General features: G+C 67.6%; 18 protein-coding genes. 5 read left to right on the plus strand and 13 right to left on the minus strand.

What is annotated here, in order from left to right; translation table 11 throughout:
• The 10 genes from murD to dinB all read right to left on the minus strand — a co-directional run bounded on the left by murD (position 1) and on the right by dinB (position 12,415).
• Complete coding sequence (gene murD, locus AB4Y91_RS13050) at positions 1–1,602, minus strand: UDP-N-acetylmuramoyl-L-alanine--D-glutamate ligase (RefSeq protein ID WP_441418882.1); 1,602 nt, start codon at positions 1,600–1,602, stop codon at positions 1–3.
• Positions 1,584–2,693: a phospho-N-acetylmuramoyl-pentapeptide-transferase gene (gene mraY, locus AB4Y91_RS13055; protein ID WP_175321598.1), complete on the minus strand. Its 1,110-nt coding sequence runs from the start codon at positions 2,691–2,693 to the stop codon at positions 1,584–1,586. The genes murD and mraY overlap by 19 nt, the downstream gene beginning before the upstream one ends.
• A complete protein-coding gene (locus AB4Y91_RS13060; protein WP_441418883.1) occupies positions 2,690–4,213 on the minus strand; it encodes a UDP-N-acetylmuramoyl-tripeptide--D-alanyl-D-alanine ligase in 1,524 nt (507 codons plus the stop codon). The genes mraY and AB4Y91_RS13060 overlap by 4 nt, the downstream gene beginning before the upstream one ends.
• 6 nt (positions 4,214–4,219) lie before the next feature.
• Positions 4,220–5,875, minus strand: coding sequence for a UDP-N-acetylmuramoyl-L-alanyl-D-glutamate--2,6-diaminopimelate ligase (locus tag AB4Y91_RS13065; RefSeq protein WP_441418884.1), 1,656 nt, complete (start codon positions 5,873–5,875; stop codon positions 4,220–4,222).
• A 113-nt stretch (positions 5,876–5,988) separates the two neighbouring features.
• The gene (locus AB4Y91_RS13070) at positions 5,989–7,791 is read right to left on the minus strand and encodes a peptidoglycan D,D-transpeptidase FtsI family protein (protein WP_441418885.1); all 1,803 of its coding nucleotides are present in this window, start codon (positions 7,789–7,791) and stop codon (positions 5,989–5,991) included.
• A 45-nt stretch (positions 7,792–7,836) separates the two neighbouring features.
• A complete protein-coding gene (locus tag AB4Y91_RS13075; RefSeq protein WP_441418886.1) occupies positions 7,837–8,508 on the minus strand; it encodes a hypothetical protein in 672 nt (223 codons plus the stop codon).
• On the minus strand, positions 8,505–9,506 hold the full coding sequence (rsmH, locus tag AB4Y91_RS13080) for a 16S rRNA (cytosine(1402)-N(4))-methyltransferase RsmH (protein WP_441418887.1): 1,002 nt from the start codon (positions 9,504–9,506) through the stop codon (positions 8,505–8,507). The genes AB4Y91_RS13075 and rsmH overlap by 4 nt, the downstream gene beginning before the upstream one ends.
• Positions 9,507–9,691: 185 nt before the next feature.
• Complete coding sequence (mraZ, locus tag AB4Y91_RS13085; RefSeq protein ID WP_056740915.1) at positions 9,692–10,120, minus strand: division/cell wall cluster transcriptional repressor MraZ; 429 nt, start codon at positions 10,118–10,120, stop codon at positions 9,692–9,694.
• Positions 10,121–10,473: 353 nt separating this feature from the next.
• Positions 10,474–10,845 (minus strand): DUF3040 domain-containing protein, encoded by a 372-nt coding sequence (locus AB4Y91_RS13090; protein WP_175321592.1) that lies wholly within the window; start codon positions 10,843–10,845, stop codon positions 10,474–10,476.
• Between the two features lie 319 nt (positions 10,846–11,164).
• Positions 11,165–12,415 (minus strand): DNA polymerase IV, encoded by a 1,251-nt coding sequence (gene dinB, locus AB4Y91_RS13095; protein ID WP_441418888.1) that lies wholly within the window; start codon positions 12,413–12,415, stop codon positions 11,165–11,167.
• A 73-nt stretch (positions 12,416–12,488) separates the two neighbouring features.
• On the opposite strand from dinB, the gene AB4Y91_RS13100 reads away from it, so the two are divergent.
• Together AB4Y91_RS13100 and AB4Y91_RS13105 are read left to right on the plus strand one after the other, a co-directional pair.
• Positions 12,489–13,022 (plus strand): hypothetical protein, encoded by a 534-nt coding sequence (locus AB4Y91_RS13100; protein ID WP_441418889.1) that lies wholly within the window; start codon positions 12,489–12,491, stop codon positions 13,020–13,022.
• Positions 13,019–14,113, plus strand: coding sequence for a polyprenyl synthetase family protein (locus tag AB4Y91_RS13105; RefSeq protein WP_441418890.1), 1,095 nt, complete (start codon positions 13,019–13,021; stop codon positions 14,111–14,113). The genes AB4Y91_RS13100 and AB4Y91_RS13105 overlap by 4 nt, the downstream gene beginning before the upstream one ends.
• A gap of 113 nt (positions 14,114–14,226) precedes the next feature.
• Here AB4Y91_RS13105 and AB4Y91_RS13110 read toward each other — a convergent pair whose 3' ends face one another.
• Positions 14,227–14,580 (minus strand): Rv2175c family DNA-binding protein, encoded by a 354-nt coding sequence (locus AB4Y91_RS13110; protein WP_441418891.1) that lies wholly within the window; start codon positions 14,578–14,580, stop codon positions 14,227–14,229.
• A 315-nt stretch (positions 14,581–14,895) separates the two neighbouring features.
• Between AB4Y91_RS13110 and AB4Y91_RS13115 the strand changes: the two genes are divergently transcribed.
• Together AB4Y91_RS13115 and AB4Y91_RS13120 are read left to right on the plus strand one after the other, a co-directional pair.
• A complete protein-coding gene (locus AB4Y91_RS13115; protein ID WP_441418892.1) occupies positions 14,896–16,299 on the plus strand; it encodes a LysM peptidoglycan-binding domain-containing protein in 1,404 nt (467 codons plus the stop codon).
• Positions 16,300–16,403: 104 nt separating this feature from the next.
• On the plus strand, positions 16,404–18,533 hold the full coding sequence (locus AB4Y91_RS13120) for a protein kinase domain-containing protein (RefSeq protein WP_441418893.1): 2,130 nt from the start codon (positions 16,404–16,406) through the stop codon (positions 18,531–18,533).
• Positions 18,534–18,643: 110 nt separating this feature from the next.
• Here AB4Y91_RS13120 and AB4Y91_RS13125 read toward each other — a convergent pair whose 3' ends face one another.
• The gene (locus AB4Y91_RS13125) at positions 18,644–20,092 is read right to left on the minus strand and encodes a class II 3-deoxy-7-phosphoheptulonate synthase (RefSeq protein ID WP_441418894.1); all 1,449 of its coding nucleotides are present in this window, start codon (positions 20,090–20,092) and stop codon (positions 18,644–18,646) included.
• A gap of 65 nt (positions 20,093–20,157) precedes the next feature.
• A complete protein-coding gene (locus AB4Y91_RS13130; RefSeq protein ID WP_175321586.1) occupies positions 20,158–20,898 on the minus strand; it encodes a lysophospholipid acyltransferase family protein in 741 nt (246 codons plus the stop codon).
• 111 nt (positions 20,899–21,009) lie between these two features.
• On the opposite strand from AB4Y91_RS13130, the gene AB4Y91_RS13135 reads away from it, so the two are divergent.
• Positions 21,010–21,837: an alpha/beta hydrolase gene (locus AB4Y91_RS13135; RefSeq protein WP_441418895.1), complete on the plus strand. Its 828-nt coding sequence runs from the start codon at positions 21,010–21,012 to the stop codon at positions 21,835–21,837.

Raw genomic sequence — 21,837 nt, forward strand, 5'->3', positions numbered from 1 at the left:
CTACTCCTCGGTGGTCTGAGCCTGCCCTTCCACGAGCTCGCGGACAGCTTCGATGAAGGCGTCGCCACGGTGAGCATAGGAAGAGAACTGATCCATGGATGCAGCTGCCGGGGCCAGAAGCACAGTGTCCCCCGAGGTGGCCAGCTGTGCCGCCGACGCGACGGCCCGTGCCATCACGGTCTCGCCGTAAATTGGCGAGGGGCCTGCGTCGGCGTGGGCCGTTTCGGCAGTCTGCACGTTTTCAGTGTCACCCTTGGCCTGGCCGATCACGGGGACATCCGGCGCGTGTCGCTGGAGCGAGGCCAGCAGGCCGGACGAGTCCGTGCCGATCAGCACCACAGCCTTGAGCCGGGCGGCGTTGTCCCGGACCAGTGAGTCGTAATTCACACCCTTGGACAGGCCGCCGGCGATCCACACCACGTTCTGGAAAGCGGACAGTGAGGCGGCCGCGGCGTGCGGGTTCGTGGCCTTGGAGTCGTTGATCCAAAGCACGCCTTCGTGGCGGGCGACCGGCTGGATGCGGTGGTCCCCCGGCAGGTAGTTCTGCAGCCCCTGGCGAACGGCGGACGGCTCCACCCCGTAGGCGCGCACGAGGGCGGCCGCGGCGAGGGCGTTGGCAACCATGTGCCGGGGCGCCACGGGTCCGAGGTCGGACATTGCCGCCAGTTCGGCGGCGCTGTCCTTGCGCTCGGGAATGAAGGCGCGGTCCACGAGCAGGCCTTCGACGACGCCGACCATGCTGATCGCCGGGGTGACGGTTGTGAAGCCCACCGCGCGGCAACCCTCGACGACGTCGGCGTCTTCCACCATGCGCTCGGTTTCAATCTGCTCGGCGTTGTAGATGCACGCCTTCTGTGTGCGCTCGTAGACCTTGGCCTTGTCCGCCAGGTAGGAGTCGTAGGAGCCGTGCCAGTCCACGTGGTCTTCGGCGACGTTCAGGCACACGCTGGCGACCGGCGACACGGAGTGGCTCCAGTGCAGCTGGAAGCTCGAGAGTTCGACGGCGAAGACGTCGTAGTCCACCGGGTCGCGGAGGGCGTCCAGGATCGGCGTGCCGACGTTGCCGACCGCGATCGCCTTGAGTCCGGCGGCCTGCAGCATCGATTCGGTCAGGCCGACGGTCGTGGTCTTGCCGTTGGTGCCGGTGATGGTGAGCCAGTCGGCCGTCTTGCGGCCCTCGCGTTCCCGGACCCGCCAGGCGAGTTCGACGTCGCCCCAGATCGGGATGTGTGCCCGTGCGGCGGCGGCCAGCAGGGACTGGTCGGGCCGCCAGCCGGGCGAGGTAACGATCAGTTCGGGCTTCTCGCCGTCGACCCTGGGCACCGACGCGACGGCGTCGTCGCCGAGCAGTACGTCCGCGGCACCGACGATCCGGAGGGTGTCCGCCTGGGCGCGGGCCTTCGCGCTGTCCGCGGCGTCCACCACGACCACCCGGGCGCCGAGTTCGATCAGGGTGTCGGCGGCGGCGAAACCGGAGATGCCGATGCCGGTGACGACCACGCGGAGGCCGGCCCAGTCCGAGTCCCAGCTGGTCAGCGTGTCCAGCCGCGGGGACGTGGCCAGCGGCTCGGGAATGTTCCCGCTCACAGCAGCACCACCCATTCGGCGTAGAAGATGCCCAGGCCCGCGGCGACGAAGAGCCCGCAGAGGATCCAGAACCGGACCACGACGGTCACTTCCGCCCAGCCCTTGAGTTCGAAGTGGTGCTGCAGCGGGGCCATCTTGAAGAACCGTTTGCCCTTGGTGATCTTGAAGTAGCCGACCTGGATGATGACCGAGAGGGTGATCAGGACGAAGAGGCCGCCGATGAAGGCGAGCAGCAGTTCGGTCCGGGACAGGATGGCGAAGCCGGCGACGGCGCCGCCAATGGCCAGCGACCCGGTGTCGCCCATGAAGATCTTCGCCGGCGAGGTGTTCCACCACAGGAACCCGACCAGCGCGGCGCTGAGGATGGCGGCAAGCAAGGCGAGGTCGAGCGGGTCACGCACGGTGTAGCAGCCGGCGCCGGCCTGCCGGGGCGAGCCGCAGGCCTGGTTGCTCTGCCAGATCCCGATGATCGTGTAGGCCCCGAAGACCATCACGGAGGCGCCCGCGGCCAGGCCGTCCAGGCCGTCCGTGAGGTTTACCCCGTTGGTCGCTGCGGTGACAATCAGGTTGGACCACAGCACAAACAGGATGGCGCCCAGCACGGTGCCGCCGAACGCGAGGTTCAGCCACGGGATGTCCCGCACCAGCGAGATCTGGTACGACGCCGGTGTGACGTTGTTCTCGTCCGGGAAGTTGAGGGCCAGGACCGCGAAGATGATGCCGACCGCGGCCTGCAGGATCAGCTTGGCCTTGGCATTGAGGCCCAGGCTGCGCTGCGCGGAAATCTTGATGAAGTCGTCCAGGAACCCGACCAGGCCCATGCCGACCATGAGGAAGAGCAGGAGCAGGGCCGAGGCGGACGGCCCCGGCGAACGGGGGTTCATCATCCACATGACCAGGTGCGTGATGCCGTAGCTGACCAGTACCGCGACCACCACCACCGTCCCGCCCATGGTCGGCGTGCCGCGCTTGGTGTGGTGCGAGGTGGGTCCGTCGTCCCGGATGAATTGTCCATAGCTCTTGCGGACCAGGAAGCGGATGAAGAGCGGGGTCCCCAGGAAGGAGAGCAGCAGGGCCAGACCGGAGCCCATCAGCAGTGCGATCACAGCAGCGCACTCCCTTCAGTGGCGGTTCCGGCGGCGGATTCAGCAGCGTTTCCGGCCGAGCTTCCGGCCGGCGCGTCCGGCGCATGTGGGGGTAATGCTATCCGATCCCCCAGATGGCGCAGCCCGATGCTGTTGGAAGACTTGAAGAGGACGAGGTCACCGGGCTCCAGTTCGGAGCGCAGGATTTCGTAGGCTTCGTCCGCGGTTTCGGCAAACAGGCATTCGTCCCCCCAGGAGCCCTCGTTGACGGCCGAGACGTAGAGCGCTCGGGCCTCGCGTCCGATTACCAGCAGCCGGGAGATGTTGAGCCGGACCACCTGGGTGCCGACGGCGGTGTGCTCCCGGATGGAGTCCTCGCCGAGTTCCAGCATCGCGCCGAGCACGGCCCAGGTCCGGCGGCCACGGCCCAGGTCCGCCAGCGTCCGCAGGGCGGCGCGCATCGATTCGGGGTTGGCGTTGTAGGCGTCGTTGATGATGGTTACGCCGTCGGGCCGTTCGGTGCGTTCCATCCGCCAGCGGCTGGCAGCCGCCTGGGCGCTCAGCGAGGCGGCGATCTGCGCGCCGGGGATTCCGGCGGCGTGGGCCGCCCCGGCCGCGGCGAGCAGGTTGCCCACGTGGTGGGCCCCGATCAGCTTGGCCGAGACGTGGTGCCGCGCGCTCTCGCCCGGAAGCAGGAGGTCGAATTCAGGGCTTCCCCCGGCGTTCAACTCGACGTTTTCGGCCTGGATGGCGGCCTGCTGGCCGCCCCGGGCGGGCTGGGCGGAGAAACCGAGGACCGTCGCGGAGGTCCGCGCGGACATCGCAGCCACCCTCGCGTCGTCCAGGTTCAGCACGGCCGTGCCGTCGGCGGGGAGGGCCTCGACCAGTTCGCCCTTGGCCAGGGTGATGTTTTCGACGCCGCCGAATTCACCGGCGTGGGCCGTGCCGACGGCCAGCACCACACCGATCTCCGGGCGGACCATGTCCGCGAGGTAGCGAATGTGCCCGACGCCGGTGGCGCCCATCTCGATCACGAGGTAGCGGGTCTCATAGCCGGCCTTGAAGACGGTCAGCGGAACGCCGACCTCGCCGTTGTAGGAACCCTGGGGCGCCACCATTTCGCCGTGTTCGGCGAGGATCCCGGCCAGCAGGTCCTTGGTGGTGGTCTTTCCCGCGGACCCGGTGATCCCGATCACGGTGAGTTCCTCGCCGCGGGCTGCGCGGCGGGCACGGATCCTGCGCACCGCTTCAGCAGCGAGGGCGCCCATGGCAAGGACCGAGTCCGCAACGACGACTGCGGGGAAATTCTGCCCGTCAGCGGCGGGGACGTCCCGCTCCACTAGGGCCAGGACGGCACCGCGTTCGAAGGCGGCGGCCACGAAATCGTGCCCGTCGGCGGCCTCCCCCGGCTTGGCCACATAGAGGGAACCCGCCGTGGCCTCGCGGGAGTCGGTCACCACAGAGCCGGGCGTGAGGCCCGGTTCGGCGGCCAGCCGGCCGTTGGTTATTTCGGCGATTTCCGCCGCTGTAAATGCAATCATCTCGGTTTAGGACTCTATCCGCTGGTCATCGAGAACGGTGAATCCTCGTACTGTCAAGGCGGTCCGCAGCTCCACCCGGTCATCGAGCGCCAGGTTGACGCCCTTGACTTCCTGCCAGACCTCGTGGCCGCGCCCGGCAACCAGGATGGTGTCCTCCGGGCCGGCGAGTTCCACCGCCTTGCGGATGGCGGCGTCGCGGGGGAAGACCTCCAGGACCGTGCAGCCGAGGCCCTCCGCGGTTTTGGCCTCGATGGCTCCGGCCATCACGTCGGCGCGGATGGCTGCCGCGTCCTCATCGTGCGGGTCGTCGTCGCTGACGATCACGATGTCCGCAAGCCGGGCCGCAATCGCTCCCATCGCGGGCCGCTTGCCCTGGTCGCGCTGGCCGGTGGCGCCGAAGACGACGATCACCTTGGACCCCGGCGTCTGGGAGCGCACTGCCTCAAGCGCCCGGGCGAGGGCATCCGGGTTGTGGGCGAAGTCGACCACGGCGGCCGGAGCCGTCGCAACGAGCTGCATACGGCCGGGGACGGCCACGGTGAAGGGGTCCGCGCTGTCCAGGGCGGCTTGCACCTCGGCCGCGGAGATACCGGTGGCGAGCACCATGGCCGTGGCCAGGGCGGCGTTGGCGACATTGAAGCTGCCGGGCAGCCCGGTGTGCAGGCGCAGTTCGGTACCGTCCCGGTGGCGCAGGCCGAACTCGGTGCCGAGGCCGCGCGGCTGGGGGTCCACAACCCTCCAGTCCGCTCCCGGAGCAACCGCTTCTGCTGCGTCGGAGCCCGTGGCGAGCGTGGTGACGGGGATGCCGGCGTCGGCGGCCAGCTTTCGGCCCCACTCATCGTCAACGGTCACGACGGCGGCACGGGCGCGCTCTGCCGTGAAGAGCCGGGCCTTTGTCTGGAAGTACTCCTCCATGGTCCCGTGCAGGTCCAGATGGTCCTGGGTGAGGTTGGTGAAGCCGGCGACGTCGAACACCACGCCGTCGACCCGGTGGAAGGAGATGGCGTGCGAGGAGACCTCCATGGACGCGGCGTCCAGGCCGCGTTCACGCATGAGGGCCAGCAGGGCGTGCACGTCCGTCGACTCGGGGGTCGTCAGGAGGCTGGGGATCGCTTCGCCGCCGGCCAGGATCTCGATGGTCCCGATCAACCCGGTCTTTTTGCCCAGCGCCTGGAGCAGGGAGTTGATGAAGTAGGTGGTGGTGGTCTTGCCGTTGGTTCCGGTGACGCCGAACAGGGCCGGCGCCGCGGCGTGCTCCAGCCGGCTCTGGTAGATCAGCGCGGAGAGGCGCCCGACCAGGCTGCGCGGCTCATCGGCCAGCAGTACCGGCACGGAGATGTCGTTGGAGAGCGCCAGGAGGCGGGCGCCGGCGTCGTCGGTCAGTACCGCGACGGCGCCGGCGTCGACCGCCTGGGACACAAAGTCCGCGCCGTGCCGGGTGGCGCCGGGCAGGGCGACGTACAGGTCCCCCGGCCGGACGGCCCGGGAGTTCAGCGAGATCCCGGTGACCGGGACGGCCGCGGAGGAGCCGGGAACGACGACGCCGATCCACTCACCGATGGTTTCGAGCGGCACCGCGGCAACCGCCGTCGGCCGGAACGCCGAAGTGGAGTCCTGGCCGGACGGCGCGGCGGCCGCGTCCTGGGCATTGAGCTCTGACAAGGGGATCTCCGTTTGCGGTACTGGGGCAGCGTGCGCCGCGCGCGGAGGATTGCCCCGCACGCAGGCCCTGCTGCGTGGAACTGGTTGTTGCTGCTGACTCGTGAAGCTGGGTGCTACTTGGCGTACTGCGGCAGCCTGACCGGTTTACCGGTGGACGGCTCAACGTTGTACGTGCGCAGCGTCTGGCTCATGACCGAACGGAACACGGGTCCGTTCGTGATGCCGTAGATGCTGCCCTTGGGCCGTTGCAGGACCACTTCAACAATAAACCGCGGATCGTCCATCGGCGCCATCCCCACCATCGAGGCCGTGTAGCCGCAGAAACCCGACTTGCCGTCGTCGCACGGCGACTCGGAGGTGCCGGTCTTGGCGCCCACGCGGTAACCGTCAATCGCGGCGTCCTTGATCTCGCCTTCGGTGACGGCGCTTTCCAGGATGTCGCGGACCTGCTTGGCGGTGTTCTTGGAGACAACTTGGCGGGTGGGCTTGGCCGGGACTTTCTCTTCGGTGCCGTCCGGGTTGATGTAGCTGTCGATCAGGCGCGGCTGGACCATGACGCCGTCATTGGCGATGCTCTGGTAGGCGCGGACCGTCTGCAGCGTCGACTGGGCCACGCCCTGGCCGAAGAGCACGGTGTATTGCTGGCGGCCGTCCCATTGGTCGGCCGGCGTGAGGATGCCTTTGGACTCGGCGGGCAAGCCGATGTCCGGTGCCTCGCCGATGCCGAACTTTTGCAGCCAGTCGTGCCGTTTTTCCTTGCTGAGCCGCCGGCCCACCATGACCGTCCCGGTATTCATGGAATAGCCTACGATGCCCGCCAGGGTCCTCTTCTCGGTGCCGTGTTCGAAGGCGTCGGTGAACGTCTGGCCGTCCACCGTGTAGCTCGGCGGGATGATGAATTTATCCAGCGGCCGGGCGGTGCCCTCCTCGATGGCGGACGCGGCGGTGATCATCTTCTCCACCGAGCCCGGCTCGTAGGCGGCGGTCACCGCACGGACTCCGCGGTCCTTGGCGGCGACCTTGCCTGGATCATTGGGGTCCGGCGCGTCGGTGTCGGCCATCGCGATAATGTTGCCGTTCTTGGCGTCTGAGACGACGATGATGCCCCACTCCGCGCTGAGTTTGTCCTTCTGGCTTTGGATGGCCTGCTGGGCAAAGTACTGCAGGTCCGAGTTCAGCGTGAGCTTGATGTCCTTGCCGTTGACGGCCGGCGTGAACTGGTCCACGCCCACCGGGATGCGCAGCCCGTCGGCGCCAATCTCGAACAGCCGCTTGCCCGCTGTGCCCTTGAGCACCTCGTCCTGGGTCTGCTCCAGCCCGGCCTGGCCGGTGGTGCCGTCCTTGAGGAAGCCGACGATTCCGCCCGCCACCGAGCCGTTGGGGTAGACCCGCTTGCTGGTGCCCTCGGTGACGATGCCGGGCACCTGGAGTTTGGAGATGCGGTCCTCGACGTCGGGCCTGATGTCCTTCGCCACGATGTAGTAGCGCGACGTCCCGGTCACCGCCGCCTTGAGGTCGTCTTTCTTAATGCCGAGCACGGTCGCGAGCTCTTCGATGCCCTGGTCACGCGGGATCTTGACGACGGTGTCCTTCCCGTCGACCTTCTCGAGCCGCGGGAAGGATTCGGTGTTGGTGTTGACGGTCTGGTCAACCACGACGTTGTAACGGATCACGCTGCTGGCCAGGACGGTGCCGTTGGCGTCAAGGATGCTGCCGCGCTCCGCGGGCAGCTCAATCGGCTTCAGCCGGTTCTTGAGGGCTGTCTCAGCCATGCCGCCGACGTCGAGGCCCTGGACCAGGAACAGCTTCCCGCCCACTACCAACAGGAGCGTGAGCATGATGCCCAGCCCGAGCCGCAGTCGCCGCGTGGCGCTCGGCGTCTTGCCTGTCCGTGCCTTGCCGGTGTTCTGCGCCACGATGTTTCCTTGCTGCTTGCCTGGGCTGGTGGTCGGTCCCGTCGGCTATTTCCCGGGGACCTTCTGCGCGGGGGCGGGAACGGAGCCGCCGTACAGGTTCACGGACAGGGCGGGCGCCCGGACGGCCGGAGCCTTTGCAGCGGGCACGGCCGGTGCACCGCCTGCAGCTGCCGGAATGCTCGCGGCCGGCTTGCGGCTCAGGAGGGGTTCATTCGCCGTGGCGGCCGGAACCACATTGACCTGGCCGGCAACGGCCGGCGCGGCAATGACGGCACCGGGGGCGTCGCCCTTGACGGCGGGCTTGGCCTGGCCGGTCACCGCGAGGGTGGACAGGTCAATCTGGCCCTTGACCGTGGAGGCCACCATGCCCAGCTCCGTGGCCTTGGCAGCCAGGTTCTGCGGGGCGTCAAAATTCTGCACCTGCTGGGTGAGGTCCTGGTTCTGCTTGGTCAGCGTGGACTGCTTGGCCCGCAGCTCCACCAGCTGGTACTGCGCCGAGGAGACGGAGATGTTCAGGACCAGCACCGCCATCAGCGCAAGGGCCAGAATTCCGAAGCACATCACGACGAACGGTGCCCGGCGCTTGCGCGGAACGGAGCGGACGACGGAGAGCGGAGTGCGGGACTTGCGTGCGGGCGCACCCGGGTGCAGGTCCGGGAGGGCACGGGCCGTGGCAGCTGTGGCAACGGGGAAGCTGTTGACGGCGGCGGTGCTCATGCGACTCTCCTGGCTTTGATGCGTTCCACGGCGCGGAGCCTGGCGGAGGCAGCGCGTGGGTTTTCTGCGATTTCTGCGGCGGTGGGCACCTCGGTGCCTTTCGTCAGGGTCTTGAGTTCGGCTTTATGTTCCTCAAGCTCCACCGGGAAACCGAGCGGGGCCGAGGACTTGGAACCGGCCTGGAAGACTCCCTTGACGATCTTGTCTTCCAGCGAGTGGTAGGACATGACGACGACGCGGCCGCCGAGGGCGATCGAGGCCACGGCCGCCGGAATTGCACGCTCCAGGACCTCGAGTTCCTCGTTGACCTCGATCCTGAGGGCCTGGAAGGTCCGCTTCGCGGGGTGGCCGCCGGACTTGGCGGCACCGGAGGGCACCACGGCGCGGATGGTCTCGACAAGTTCCCCGGTGGTAGTGAAGGGCTTTTCGGCGCGGGCGGCGACGATCCGGTTGGCGATCCGGCCGGCGAACTTCTCCTCGCCCCACTTCCGGATGATCCGGACGAGGTCTTCTTCGCTGTAGTTGTTCACGACGTCGGCGGCGGTCTGGCCGCGGCTGGTGTCCATCCGCATGTCCAGCGGCGCGTCGAAGGAGTAGGCGAAGCCGCGTTCGCGCTCGTCGAGCTGCAGCGAGGAAACGCCGAGGTCCATCAGGATGCCGTGGACTTCGGTGAAGCCAAGGTCTTCGAGGACCTCAGGGATTTCGTCGTACACCGCGTGGACCAGGTCGATCCGGTCCGCGAAAGGCTTGAGGCGTTCGCCGGCCAGGGCGAGAGCCTCCTCGTCACGGTCGATGCCGATCAGGTGCAGGTCCGGAAACCGCTGCAGCATGGCTTCGGAGTGGCCCCCCATGCCGAGCGTCGCATCGACGACGACGGGCGTCTCGCCGCGGCGTCGCGCTTCTTCGAAAGCCGGTGCCAACAAATTGATGCACCGGTCCTTGAGGACCGGTACATGGCGTTCGGACGTAGGCTTCGCCTGGTTGGAGTCTTCGCTCATGCCTGCGTCCTTTCGTTGCGGGAAGTACCTGTCGGGTGGTGTGCTTCTTGGTCCAGATCCCCATCCGCGCCTACCCTGCGGCCCGCCTGGCTCCGGGGAAGTGAGCCAGGTGAACTGCCGGATGGGCGGCTGGAGATCTCGATCAAGAAACGGTTGGTGCTGATGGTGCCGGCGCCTGCGGGGCTTCAGAGAATCCCCGGGATGGCGTCGTCGGTTTCCGAGAAGGCTGTTTCCTTTTCGGCCAGGTACTCGTTCCAGGCCTGGGCGTCCCAGATCTCCGCGCGGGTGCCGGCGCCAATGACGGCCAGTTCCCTGCCGAGACCTGCGTATTCCCGGAGCGCCGGCGGAATCGTCACGCGCCCCTGCTTGTCAGGTACCTCGTCGGAGGCTCCAGAGAGGAAAACGCGGATGTAGTCACGAGCCTGCTTGGAGGAGATTGGAGCCTCCCGCATCTGCTCGTGAACCCGGCCGAATTCCGCCTCGCTGAAGACGTAGATGCAACGTTCCTGGCCCCTTGTGAGAACCAGGCCGGCGGCAAGTTCCTCGCGGAACTTCGCCGGGAGGATGATTCGACCCTTTTCGTCCAGACGTGGCGAATGAGTGCCGAGAAACACGGCCCACCGCCTGTCTGTTGTAGGAAGTCCAACGTCCCCTGTGCTGCCACTACCCTCTTACGTCCTCCACATTACTCCACTTCGCTCCCCCGTCAACGACATCGGGGACATTTTGGAGCAATTTTGGGCGAGTTTTCAAACAAATGTCCGTTGCAAATAAAGGGAAGCGTCAAAAGTGGGGCGCAGTGGAGGGATATGCCCCGGGGAGGCCGGGCAGCCGGAAGGGCACCTACGCAGCAGTCGATGCCCGGCTTAACGGCAAAAGACCCGCCGAAGCGGGTCTTTAGGTGCCTACCGGAGGTCGCGGTGGGGCGGAATGGAGGGGCGGTTGCGGCGACGGAACCGGGAACGTGTCAGGCGTCCCCGCGGTGCCTTTCCTCCCACCGCTCCTCCAGGTTGCTCATGAAGGAACTGCGCGGCTTGCCCGGCTTCCGGCCGGCGGCTCCGGACTTGGATTTGCCGCCCGCGCTGCGCATGGTCGCGAAGTAAACGCCGGCACCCATGACGACGAAGCCAAGGACACCCACGATGATGCTCTGCAACGAGACGCCCAGCAACAGCAACAGGATGCCAGCGAGGGCACCGAGGACCCCGATGACCAGATGACGGGTGGACCAGGAGCGACCCGGATCCGAGCCCATCGAGCTGGCAAACTTGGGATCGTCCTCGTGCAGCTGCTTCTCAAGTTGCTCAAGCAACTTCTGTTCGTGCTCCGAGAGCGGCATCACGACCTCCTTAAGTCGACCAACGTCCAGATTTGACGCGGTCCTTGTCCCTAAAACCCTAACGACCGGGATGGCCGGCTGGTTCCTTGTTTCCCGTCATTGGTGAAATAAGGATCCGCGGTTCCCTGAAAGGTGTTTAGTTGGCATGGCCGGCAACCCGAACGTTCGATCCAGTCGTTCGAAAACTATGTATATCTAAGGATAGATTGTTGCGCCCTGTTCTGAAAGACGCTAGGCCCGGCTTCGCGGCGCCTGCCCGCCCCTTGGACGCAGCCCCGCCAGTGCCGACCGGGACGGCCTGCGCCCGTGCACTGCCAGCTCACTCGGCGGCCGGCCCCGGGTCAAGCAACCGGGCCGGGAGAACCGACTTGTTGCCGAACTTGCGGGTGACGCGGTCCAGGGCCTGCTCGGCGGCGCGCCAGTTGTCATCCCGGCGGTCCAGGCTGAGTTGCAGCGGCGCCTGGGCGGCTTCCTCGAGCTGCTCCGCCCTAATCCCCACGAGGCGCACGGTCATGGGCCGCTGGCCAACGGACTCGAGCAACTGCACGGCGACGCCGTAAAGCAACTGGGCGCTGTCAATGGGCGTGCTGACGGTGCGGCTGCGGGTAATTGTGGAGAAGTCCGCGTAACGCAGCTTCAAGGCAACCGTCCTGGCATGCATCCCGGCGCTCCGGAGCCTTTCCGCCGTGCGGTGCGAAAGCCGGAGCAGCTCGCGGTGCAGCAGGGCGTCGTCGGCGGTGTCCACCGCAAAGGTCTCTTCCGCCCCGATGCTCTTTTCCAGCCGGACCGGCGTCACCGGCCGGGGGTCGATCCCCCACGACAGCCGGTAGACGTGCTCCCCCGTGGCGCCGAGGATCTTGCGCAGTGACGGCAGCGGCGTTGCGGCGACGTCGGCGACCGTCCGGATCCCCATCCGGGCGAGCACCTCCACGGTCTTGGCACCGACTCCCCAGAGGGCGTTGACCGGCAGGGTGTGCAGGTAGGGCACCGTCTCGTCCGGACCGATCAGCAGCAGGCCGTCGGGCTTGCACCGGGTCGAGGCGATCTTGGCGACGAACTTGCTGGCCGCGATCCCCACCGACGCCGTGATGCCAAGCTCGCCCTCGACCCGGCGCCGGATCAGTTCGCCGATGTCCCGGGGCGGACCGAGCCGCCGGATGGCGCCTCCGACGTCGAGGAAGGCCTCGTCGACGCTCAGGGGTTCCACGAGGTCGGTGATCGATCCGAAGATGGCCATGATCTGTCCCGACACCTCGTAGTACAGCTTGTGCCGCGGTTCGATGATGACGGCGGAAGGGCACATCCGCGCCGCCACCGCCATGGGCATCGCTGACTTGACCCCGAACTTGCGGGCCTCATAGGAAGCCGAGAGGACCACCGAGCGGTCCGCCGGATAGCCCACGATCACCGGGCGTCCCTTGAGCTCCGGACGGGTGCGCAGTTCCACCGAGACGAAGAAGGCGTCCATGTCCACGTGCAGGATGCTGCTGCGCCGGAGTTCGCGAAGGCCCGCCTCGCTGGATTGTGTCCCGCTGTGTTTATCGATGTGATTTTCCCTGTCCGGCCCCACGCATCAATCCTATGCGCAGGTACTGACTAAACTGGAGGCTGGATCCGGCGTCAACACCAGGAGGAATGTCCCCGTGAAGGTTATTGGAGAGCGCAAACGCGCCGTGACGGCCGTTGCCGCCGCCGGCGCCTTGCTGGCCCTGGCCGCGTGCACCCCGGGCCCGGGAGCCCCGTCGCCTTCGGCGTCTGCGTCTGCGCCGGCGGCGCAGTCCACCGCCCAGCCCTCCACCACGGCCCCTCCCAGCCCGTCCGCCGAGCCCGGCACCTCCGCCACTGTGGGTGCCCTGGTTGCGGGCTTCCCGAAGAAGCTGCTGCCGGTCATGCCTGGCGCACAGGTGGAATCCAGCAGTTTCGACAAGAACGGTGCTCCCGCGACCGTCGCCCTGGTGGCGAAAATCACCTCGCCGGCGGCCGGAGTGGTCGCGTACTACAGCAAGAAACTGGAAAGCCAGGGCTTCAAGGCAGTCCCCGGCGGCACCGTCGGTTCGGTGGCGTCCAAGGACTTCCTGCGCGGGGACAATGAAACCGTGAATCTCGCCGTCGTCGAGGCCGCCGGGGTCTCCACCTTCACGATCGGCGCCAACGTCGCCGCCGAGTCCGTCAAGTGAGCCTGGCCGAACAACTGCGGGTTGAGCAGACGGACTTCGTGGCCGCCGTCGCCGGCAAGCTGACCGACTTCCTCACCGCCCGCACCACGGTGATGTCCGCCATTTCCCCCGACATCGACCCGCTGATGGGGTCCATCTCCAACCTGGTCACCGGCGGCAAGCGCCTCCGGGCCCTGATGTGCTACTGGGGCTGGCGCGGGGCCGGGGGCGGCGCCGGAGCCCGCGAAGTGGTCACGGCCGGCTCGGCGCTGGAGCTGTTCCAGGCCGCGGCACTGATCCACGACGACATCATTGACCGCTCGGACACCCGCCGCGGCGGCCCCAGCGTGCACCGCCGCTTCAGTGAACTGCACGCGAGCCAGGGCTGGGCCCTGGATCCCGAGCGCTTCGGCCACGCGGCGGCGATCCTGACCGGCGACCTGTGCCTGTCCTTCAGCGAGGAATCGTTCACCGAAATCGGCGACCGGGCCGCCTCGGGCAGCCAGGCCCGGCTCATCTTCAACCTGATGCGCGCCGAAGTTATGGCCGGCCAGTACCTGGACATCCTGGAAGAGGTGGCCGGGCCGCACCGCGACCGTGCCGGCGCCGTCAGCCGCGCCCAGTCGATCATCCGCTTCAAGTCGGCTAAGTACTCCACCGAGCATCCGCTCGCGCTGGGCGGCGCCCTGGCCGGCGCCTCCGACGAGTTGCTGCGCGGCTACTCCGCGTTCGCCCTCCCCCTGGGCGAGGCTTTCCAGCTCCGCGACGATGTCCTGGGCGTCTTCGGCGACCCGGTCACCACCGGCAAACCGGCCGGTGATGATCTCCGCGAGGGCAAGCGTACGGTGCTGGTGGCCTTAGCCCTCGACCAGGCCGCGCCGGCGGAATCGAGCTTTCTCGACGCGAAGCTGGGCAGCCCGGACCTGAGCACCGCCGACGTCGAGGAGATCCGCCGCATCATTGTCGACTGCGGGGCACTGCAGGCCACGGAGGTCCTGATCGAGGAATTCGGCCGGGCCGCCTTCGACGCCTTGGACCTGCTGCCGCTGGAGGAGCTGCCCAAGACCGCGCTCCGGAAACTGGCTGAGGCCGCCGTCAGCCGCACCGCCTAAACGCAAGGCCAAAACACGCAGGCAGACGAAAACGGAGACGAAAAAGGCCGTGGACAGCGGGATCCGTCGTCCACGGCCTTTGCCGTATTACCAGGGCTTACTTTTGGGCCGTACTACCAGGCCATGGTCTGTGCCCGGCGGCGGATTTCGGTTTTGCGCCCTTCGCGGAGGGCATCGATCGGACGGCCGCGCAGGGACTCGTCCGGCGTGAACAGCCAGGTGATGAGTTCTTCGTCCGAATAGCCGGCGTCGGCGAGGACAACAATTGTGCCCTTCAAGCTCTCCACCGGGTGGCCGTCCTGGATGAACGCCGCGGGCACGGAACGGATCCGCCGGTCGCCGATCCGCACTGCCGCCAGCGCGCGCTCGTCCAGCAGCGCATGAACCTTAGTGATGGAAACGTTCAGCAGCTGGGCTACATCGGGCAGGGGCAGCCATTCGCCTACAAGGCTTTCTACAGTACTCACGGATCAAGATTGCCATGCCGGGGCGGAATGCGCCTAGTCAGCCACGACCCAATAATGCGACCGCTTAACCCGGCGTATAAAAGGGACTGCGAAATGGCCGCCGGCGCGGACGCCTTCGCGGGCCCCGGCCGGGGCCCCTGGGCCGACACTCCCAATAGCCGCGTTGCAGAATGTCAAACAGTTCTTGTGCTAATTCGCAATTCATGAGAGATTCGCATAGATCACATTTGTAACTGCAGTATCTTCAGTCACACTGGTAACACCAGTAACACTGTCCGTGCTGCAGGGTTCGCCGCTGAGAAGAGGATCTTTCCCATGACGACGTCACGTTCGCCAAAGCCCAACCCGAGGCCCGGCCTCCCGCTGATTGCGGCGACGACGGCGGCTCTCCCCGCCGTCATGCTCTCCTCCTTGGCGATCGCACAGCCCGCTGCTGCCGAATCCCGCCCCCGGGCGATCCCGGCGACGCTGGCGGCGGCCATGAAGGCGCAGGGTCAGGCCGCCGCGGCACTGCCCTCGGCTCGGATTCCGGCAACCGAGGTTGCGGTAGCGCTGCCGACCGCGTTCCGCCCCGCCAAGGTCGCCGCACCGGCCCAGTACACGATCGTCCGCGGCGATACGATCAGCGCGATCGCCCGCAAGTTTGGACTGAGCACCCAGTCCGTCCTTACGCTGAACAAGCTCCGCGCCAACTCCGTGATTTACCCTGGCCAGAAAATCAAGCTCACCGGCGGCCCCGCCGCGAAGGCAGCTCCGGCCAAGGCAGTCCCGGCGAAGGCTGCTCCGGCGAAGGCTGCTCCGGTCCGGTCCGCCGGCAGCGTTTACACGGTCAAGTCCGGCGACACCCTGAGCGGCATTGCCGCCCGCCACGGGGTCAAGCTGTCGGACGTGTTCAGCCGGAACGGGCTCAACATGCGCTCGGTAATCCACCCTGGCCAGCGGATCAACATCGGCGCCGCCGCGGCAGCACCCGCGCCGGTCCGGACCGCGGCGCCGAAGCCCGCCCCCAAGCCCGCCCCGGCCCCAGTCAGCTCGGGGTCCTACACGATCAAATCCGGTGACACGCTCTCCGGCATTGCCGCCCGGCACGGCGTAAAGCTCTCCGCCGTCCTGTCGGCGAACCGGCTGACCATGAGCAGCATCATCTACCCCGGCCACAAGCTCGTCATTCCCGGTGCCGGCACCGGGACCTTGAAGCCCGCCTCAAGCCAGCCCGCGGCGACCGTGACCCCGCTCGTGCCCAGCACGTTCCTGGGGTTCAGCTACCCGAAGGCTGTCGTCAGCTCCGCCAACCAGAACAAGGCGCTGCTGAATGCCTCGCCGGTTCCCACCCGCGAGCAGATGAAGCAGATCGTGGCGGACACCGCGCGCCGGATGGGTGTGGCGCCGTCGCTGGCCATGGCGTTCGCCTACCAGGAGTCCGGCTTCAACCACCGCTCGGTGTCCCCCGCGAACGCGATCGGCACCATGCAGGTCATTCCGTCCTCCGGAGGGTGGGCCTCGGAACTCGTGGGCCGCAAGCTGAACCTGCTGGATCCGTACGACAACGCCACGGCCGGCATCGCCATCATCCGCCAACTGGTCGCGACCAGCAAGAACCTGGACTACGCCATCGCGGGGTATTACCAGGGCCAGTACTCGGTGAGCACGAAGGGCATGTACGAGGATACGAAGGCCTATGTGGCGTCGATCAAGGCGCTGCAGAAGACCTTCAGCTAGAACCGCCAGCATCGCACGGGGCTGAGACCTCCGTCGCGTAACGATACGGGTCCGGGTTGCATGTCAATCCGGGCCCGTTTCCGTGCAGAGCTTAGGATCAAAGGGTGCAGGAATACACATCGGACGCTCTCGTCGGGACCCTGGTGGACAACCGGTACCTGATTCGATCCAAGCTGGCCCGGGGCGGGATGTCCACGGTTTACCTCGCCACCGACCGGCGGCTCGAGCGGGACGTGGCGCTCAAGGTCCTGCATCCGCACATGGCCGGAGACCCGCAGTTCCTGGACCGGCTGGGCCGCGAAGCCAAGGCCGCCGCCCGGCTGTCGCACCCGCACGTGGTGGGCGTCCTGGACCAGGGCGACGACGGCCCGCTGGCCTACCTGGTGATGGAATACATCAAGGGGCACACGCTGCGGGACGTGATCAAGGAAAAGGGAGCCCTCACGCCGAGGCTTGCCCTGGCGCTGATCGACCCGGTCGTGGAAGGACTCGGAGCCGCCCACGCGGCCGGCCTCATCCACCGCGACGTCAAGCCCGAGAACGTGCTCATCGCCGACGACGGCCGGATCAAGATCGGCGACTTCGGGCTGGCGCGGGCGATCACGACGACGACCAGCACCGGCGCCCTGATCGGGACCGTCGCCTACCTCTCCCCCGAGCTCGTGCTGGGCCAGCAGGCCGACGCCCGCAGCGACATCTATTCACTCGGGATCATGCTCTACGAGATGATCACCGGTCGGCAGCCGTTCGACGGCGAGGTTCCCATCCAGGTCGCCTACCAGCACGTGAACTCGACCGTCGGGCCGCCGTCGGCCCTGGTCCCGGGGCTGGCCGAAGAACTCGACGAGCTCGTGCAGTGGTGCACGGCGAACGACCCGGACAAGCGCCCCGTCGACGGCAATGCATTGCTCTTCGAACTTCGACATATCCGCACCAACCTCAGCGACGCCGACTTGGACCTGCGGCCCCCGGCCGCCCTTGCGGCGCCCGTTGCCGGCGCCGCGGCGGCAGGCCCCGGCGGTTCCACGCCCGGGCGGCCCGCGACGGAACCCCGCCCGGCCGCCGCCAAGGCACACACGGAATTCCTCGGTGGCCTCCAGCAGCCCACGGAAGTCATCAACCGCGGCAGCAACCCCACCACCGTCCTCGCCGGCAGGTCACGGCCCGGCGCTTACGGTCCGCTAGCCGCGCCGGAGGAACGAGAGTTTGGCGCCTATCCTGAGGATGCTCCGGACGGCCGTCCGGAGCCGGCAAGCAAGCGTGCACAACGCAAGCAGGACCGCGAGGAGGAAAAGGCGCGGCAGCGTGCTGCCGCGACCCCCAGCCGAAGCCTCCGGGCGGGCAGCCCGCGGCGCCGGGGCCTGGCCTGGATCCTGGTGCTGGTCCTGGTGGCGCTGCTCGCGGCCGGCGCCGGTTGGTTCTTCGGCATGGGCCCGGGGTCTCCGGGGACCATTCCGCAGTTGGCCAACAAGACCGTGGCCGAAGCACAGCAGCTGCTCCGCACTGCCGGTTTCGAGTCGACCACCCGGGACGTCTTTGACGACGACGTGTCCCCTGGCCTCGTGGTCGGCTCGGAGCCGCAGGCGGGTCAGGTGGTCCGGAAATTCCAGTCCGTCTCGCTGGCCGTTTCGAAGGGTCCGGAGCTGTTTCCCCTGCCCCAGCTGACGGGCAAGTCGCTCGATGCGGCGAAGACGGCCCTCAATGGCGCCGGCATGGCGCTGGGCCCCGTCACCGAGCGCTACGACGAGGCCGCGGCGGCTGGAACCGTGCTGGCCCAGAAGCCGGGCAAAGGCACCCCCGCCAAGCACGGGACAGCCGTGGGGCTGACGGTCTCCAAGGGGCCGCGGCCCATCCCGGTGCCTGAGCTGCGCGGCAAGGACCAGGAGACCGCGGTGAAAACGCTGGAAGCCGCCGGGCTCAAAGCCGTCGTCGCCCCGGAAGCCGTTTTCGACCGGGAGGTGCCAAAGGGCGCGGTTGCCGGCCAGGACCCGGCCACCGGGAATCTCACCAAGGGCGGCGCCGTGACCCTGACGATCTCCAAGGGGCCGAAATTCGTCCAGGTCCCGGACGTGTTCCGCAAGCCGGAGGAGGAGGCGGTGCAGGCCCTCAAGGATGCCGGCTTCGAGGTGAAGGTCAACTACGCCTTCGGTTCATCCGTGCTGGGCCTGGTGGCCGGCCAGGACAAGACCGGGCGGCAGCCCGAAGGCTCACTCGTCACGATCACCGTGACCTGACTTCTGCCAAATAAGTAAGAGCTCCGCCCCGGCTGGAAACAGCCGGGGCGGAGCTCATACTGCCTGTGGCGTCGCCGCCTGCGGCATCGGCCCGTGTCGGCCGGCGCGGCTTAGCGCTTGGCGAGGGCTCCCGCCACCAGGAACGCCATTTCGAGGGACTGCATGTGGTTCAGCCGCGGATCGCAGACGGATTCATAGCGGTCCAGGAAGGCGTCCTGGTCGATCGGGTCGGCGCCGCCGAGGCACTCGGCCACGTCGTCGCCGGTCATTTCCACGTGCAGGCCGCCCGGAACGGTGCCGAGGCCGTGGTGCACCTCGAAGAAGCCGCGCACCTCGTCGATGACGTCGTCGAAGTTGCGGGTCTTGTAGCCGTTGGGCGAGGTCACCGTATTGCCGTGCATCGGATCGGTGACCCAGAGGACCTGGGCGCCGGAGGCGGTGACGCGCTCGACGATGGGAGGCAATTTCTCGCGGATGTTGCCGGCGCCCATCCGGGTGATGAAGGTCAGGCGGCCGGGTTCCCGGTTGGGGTCAAGCTTGTCGATCAGGCGGAGGGCGTCCTCGCCGGTGGTCGAGGGGCCAAGCTTGACGCCGATCGGGTTGCGGACGCGGGAGAGGAAATCGACGTGCGCGTGGTCCAGTTCCCGGGTGCGCTCCCCGATCCACAGGAAATGCGCCGAGGTGTCGTACGGCAGGCCGGTTCGCGAGTCGATGCGGGTCAGGGCCCGCTCATAGTCCAGCAGCAGCGCCTCGTGGCTGGCGTAGAACTCGACGCGCTTAAGCGCCTCGAAGTCCGCGCCGCAGGAGGACATGAACTTGATGGCCCGGTCGATGTCGCGGGCCAGGGATTCGTAACGCGCGTGCGCCGGGTTCTCGGTGAAGCCCTTGTTCCACTGGTGCACCAGCCTCAGGTCGGCGAAGCCGCCCTGCGTGAACGCCCGGATCAGGTTCAGGGTCGATGCCGAGGTGTGGTACGCCTTGAGCATCCGGCTGGCGTCGTGCGCGCGGGACTCCGGCGTGAAGTCATAGCCGTTGACGATGTCGCCGCGGTAAGCCGGCAGCGTGACGCCGTCGCGGGTTTCGTCGTTGGACGAGCGCGGCTTGGCGAACTGGCCCGCCATCCGGCCCATCTTGATCACGGGCATCGCCGCGCCATAGGTGAGCACGACGGCCATCTGCAGGATGGTCTTGACCCGGGCGCTGATCTTGTCCGCCGTGGCGGCTTCGAAGGTCTCCGCGCAGTCACCGCCCTGGAGCAGGAACGCCTTGCCCTGCGCGGCCGCGGCGAGCCGTTCGCGCAGGATGTCCACTTCGCCGGCGAAGACGAGCGGCGGCAGCACCGAGAGTTCCTTGACCGAGGCCTCAAAGACTGCCGCGTCGGACCAGCTGGGCTGTTGCGAGGCAGGCAGCTCCCGCCAGTGGTCCAGTCCCGGATAGTTGGCGGCGCCGCTCTGGGCCGTGCTCGTGAAAGCAGAACCGGCAAAAGCGGAGCCTGCGGGGGCGGGGCCCGCCGGCGTGGAGTTGTTCAGGGACGTCGAAGGCGCAGATAGCTCAGTCACCCTCTAAGGATAGTTGCCTCCGCGTTGAACGGCGGCGCCCGGCGTCATTGACCGCGGGCGCCCCGTCACACAGTTCCGGGCGTCTCCGGTTCCTGGCCGGCGCCGGCCTCCGGTGCCTCGGTGGCTTTTCCGGCGAGACGCAGTTTGACGACGGCGGCGTACTCGTCGACGTATTCCTGGCCGGAGAGCCGCATCAGTTCGTACATGATTTCGTCCGTTACGGAACGCTGGATCAGGCGGTCGTCTTCCATGCCGTAGTAGCGGCTGAAGTCCAGCGGTTCGCCAAAGATCATCCCGATCCGGCGGATGTTGGGCATCCGCTTGCCGATGGGCTGGACCTTGTCGGTGCCGATCATCGCGACCGGGATCACCGGGACCCGGGCCTGCAGGGCGAGCCGGGCGACCCCGACCTTGCCGCGGTACAGGCGGGCGTCCGGACTGCGGGTGCCTTCGGGGTAGATGCCCAGGAGCGAACCGTTCTTCAGCACATCCATGCCGGCATCAAGCGAGCGGGCGGACGCCGCTCCCCCGGACCGGTCCATCGGCAGCTGGTTGGTCAGCCGGAAGAAGGCGGCGGTCAGTTTGCCTTTGATTCCCTTGCCGGTGAAGTACTCGGATTTCGCCAGGAACACCACCGGCCGGGGCACCATCAGCGGCATGAAGATGGAATCGGAGAAAGAAAGGTGGTTGGAGGCCAGGATCGCGGCGCCCTCGGCCGGAACATTGTCCAGGCCTTTGACCCACGGCCGGAAGAGCGTCTTCAGGACCGGCCCAAGGACGAACGTCTTCATGAACCAATAAAACACGTGGTGTACCTCTCCGGCAGGCGTCTGGCCGGCCCTTCTTCGGACCCGGCCAGGACTTCAGTGACACCCTACTCTAGTGAGTTTTGTCGGGAACAGTGACACGATGGGCTCATGAGCGAAAGCAGCACTCCAGTGGCGCCTGCCGCTTTTCGCTACCCCGGCCACGGCGCCAATGCGGGCACCGGCGTCGCGATCTGCCATGGCTTTACCGGTAGCCCCCTGAGTGTGCTTCCCTGGGCCGAGCACCTGGCCTCCCTCGGGTTCGCCGTCTCCGTCCCGCTGCTGCCCGGCCACGGCACCGACTGGCGGGATCTCGCCCGGCACGGCTGGCAGGACTGGTACGGCGCCTTCGAGGCCGCGTACCTGGACCTGGCCGCCGGAACCCGCTCTTGCTTCGTGGCGGGCCTGTCCATGGGCGGAACCATCGCGCTGCGCACCGCTGCCCGCCACCGCGTGGCCGGCGTCGCCGTCGTGAACCCCGGGCTCAGTTTCTACGACCGCCGGGTGCGCTACATCGGGTTGCTCAAGTACCTGCAGCGCACCACCGTCCCGCTCCAGGAGACGGAGTCGACGGCGGCCGCCACCCAGGACGGCGACTACTCACTGACCCCGCTCGCGGCCGTCCACCAACTGCGCAAGCTCTTCACCGCGACCCTGCGCGAACTGCCCGCCGTCGACGCTCCGGCTATCGTGTTCAAGTCCGACACGGACGCGGTGGTGCCGCCGACCTCGCTGGAGCTGCTCCGCGGGCGCCTCGGATCGCCGGACCTTACGGTGGTCCCGCTGCCGTCCAGCGGCCACGTTGCAACGCTCGACGTCGACGCTCCCGTAATCTTTTCGCAGTCCGCCCGCTTCTTCCGGGAGCACGCGGCCCCGTCCCCAGCCCAGTCCACTGTCCCCGCAGGCCCTCAGCAGCCAGTAAAAACTGAGCAGCCATGA

The sequence above is a fragment of the Arthrobacter sp. YAF16 genome, from assembly GCF_052113385.1.
In the GTDB taxonomy this organism is placed as follows: domain Bacteria; phylum Actinomycetota; class Actinomycetes; order Actinomycetales; family Micrococcaceae; genus Arthrobacter.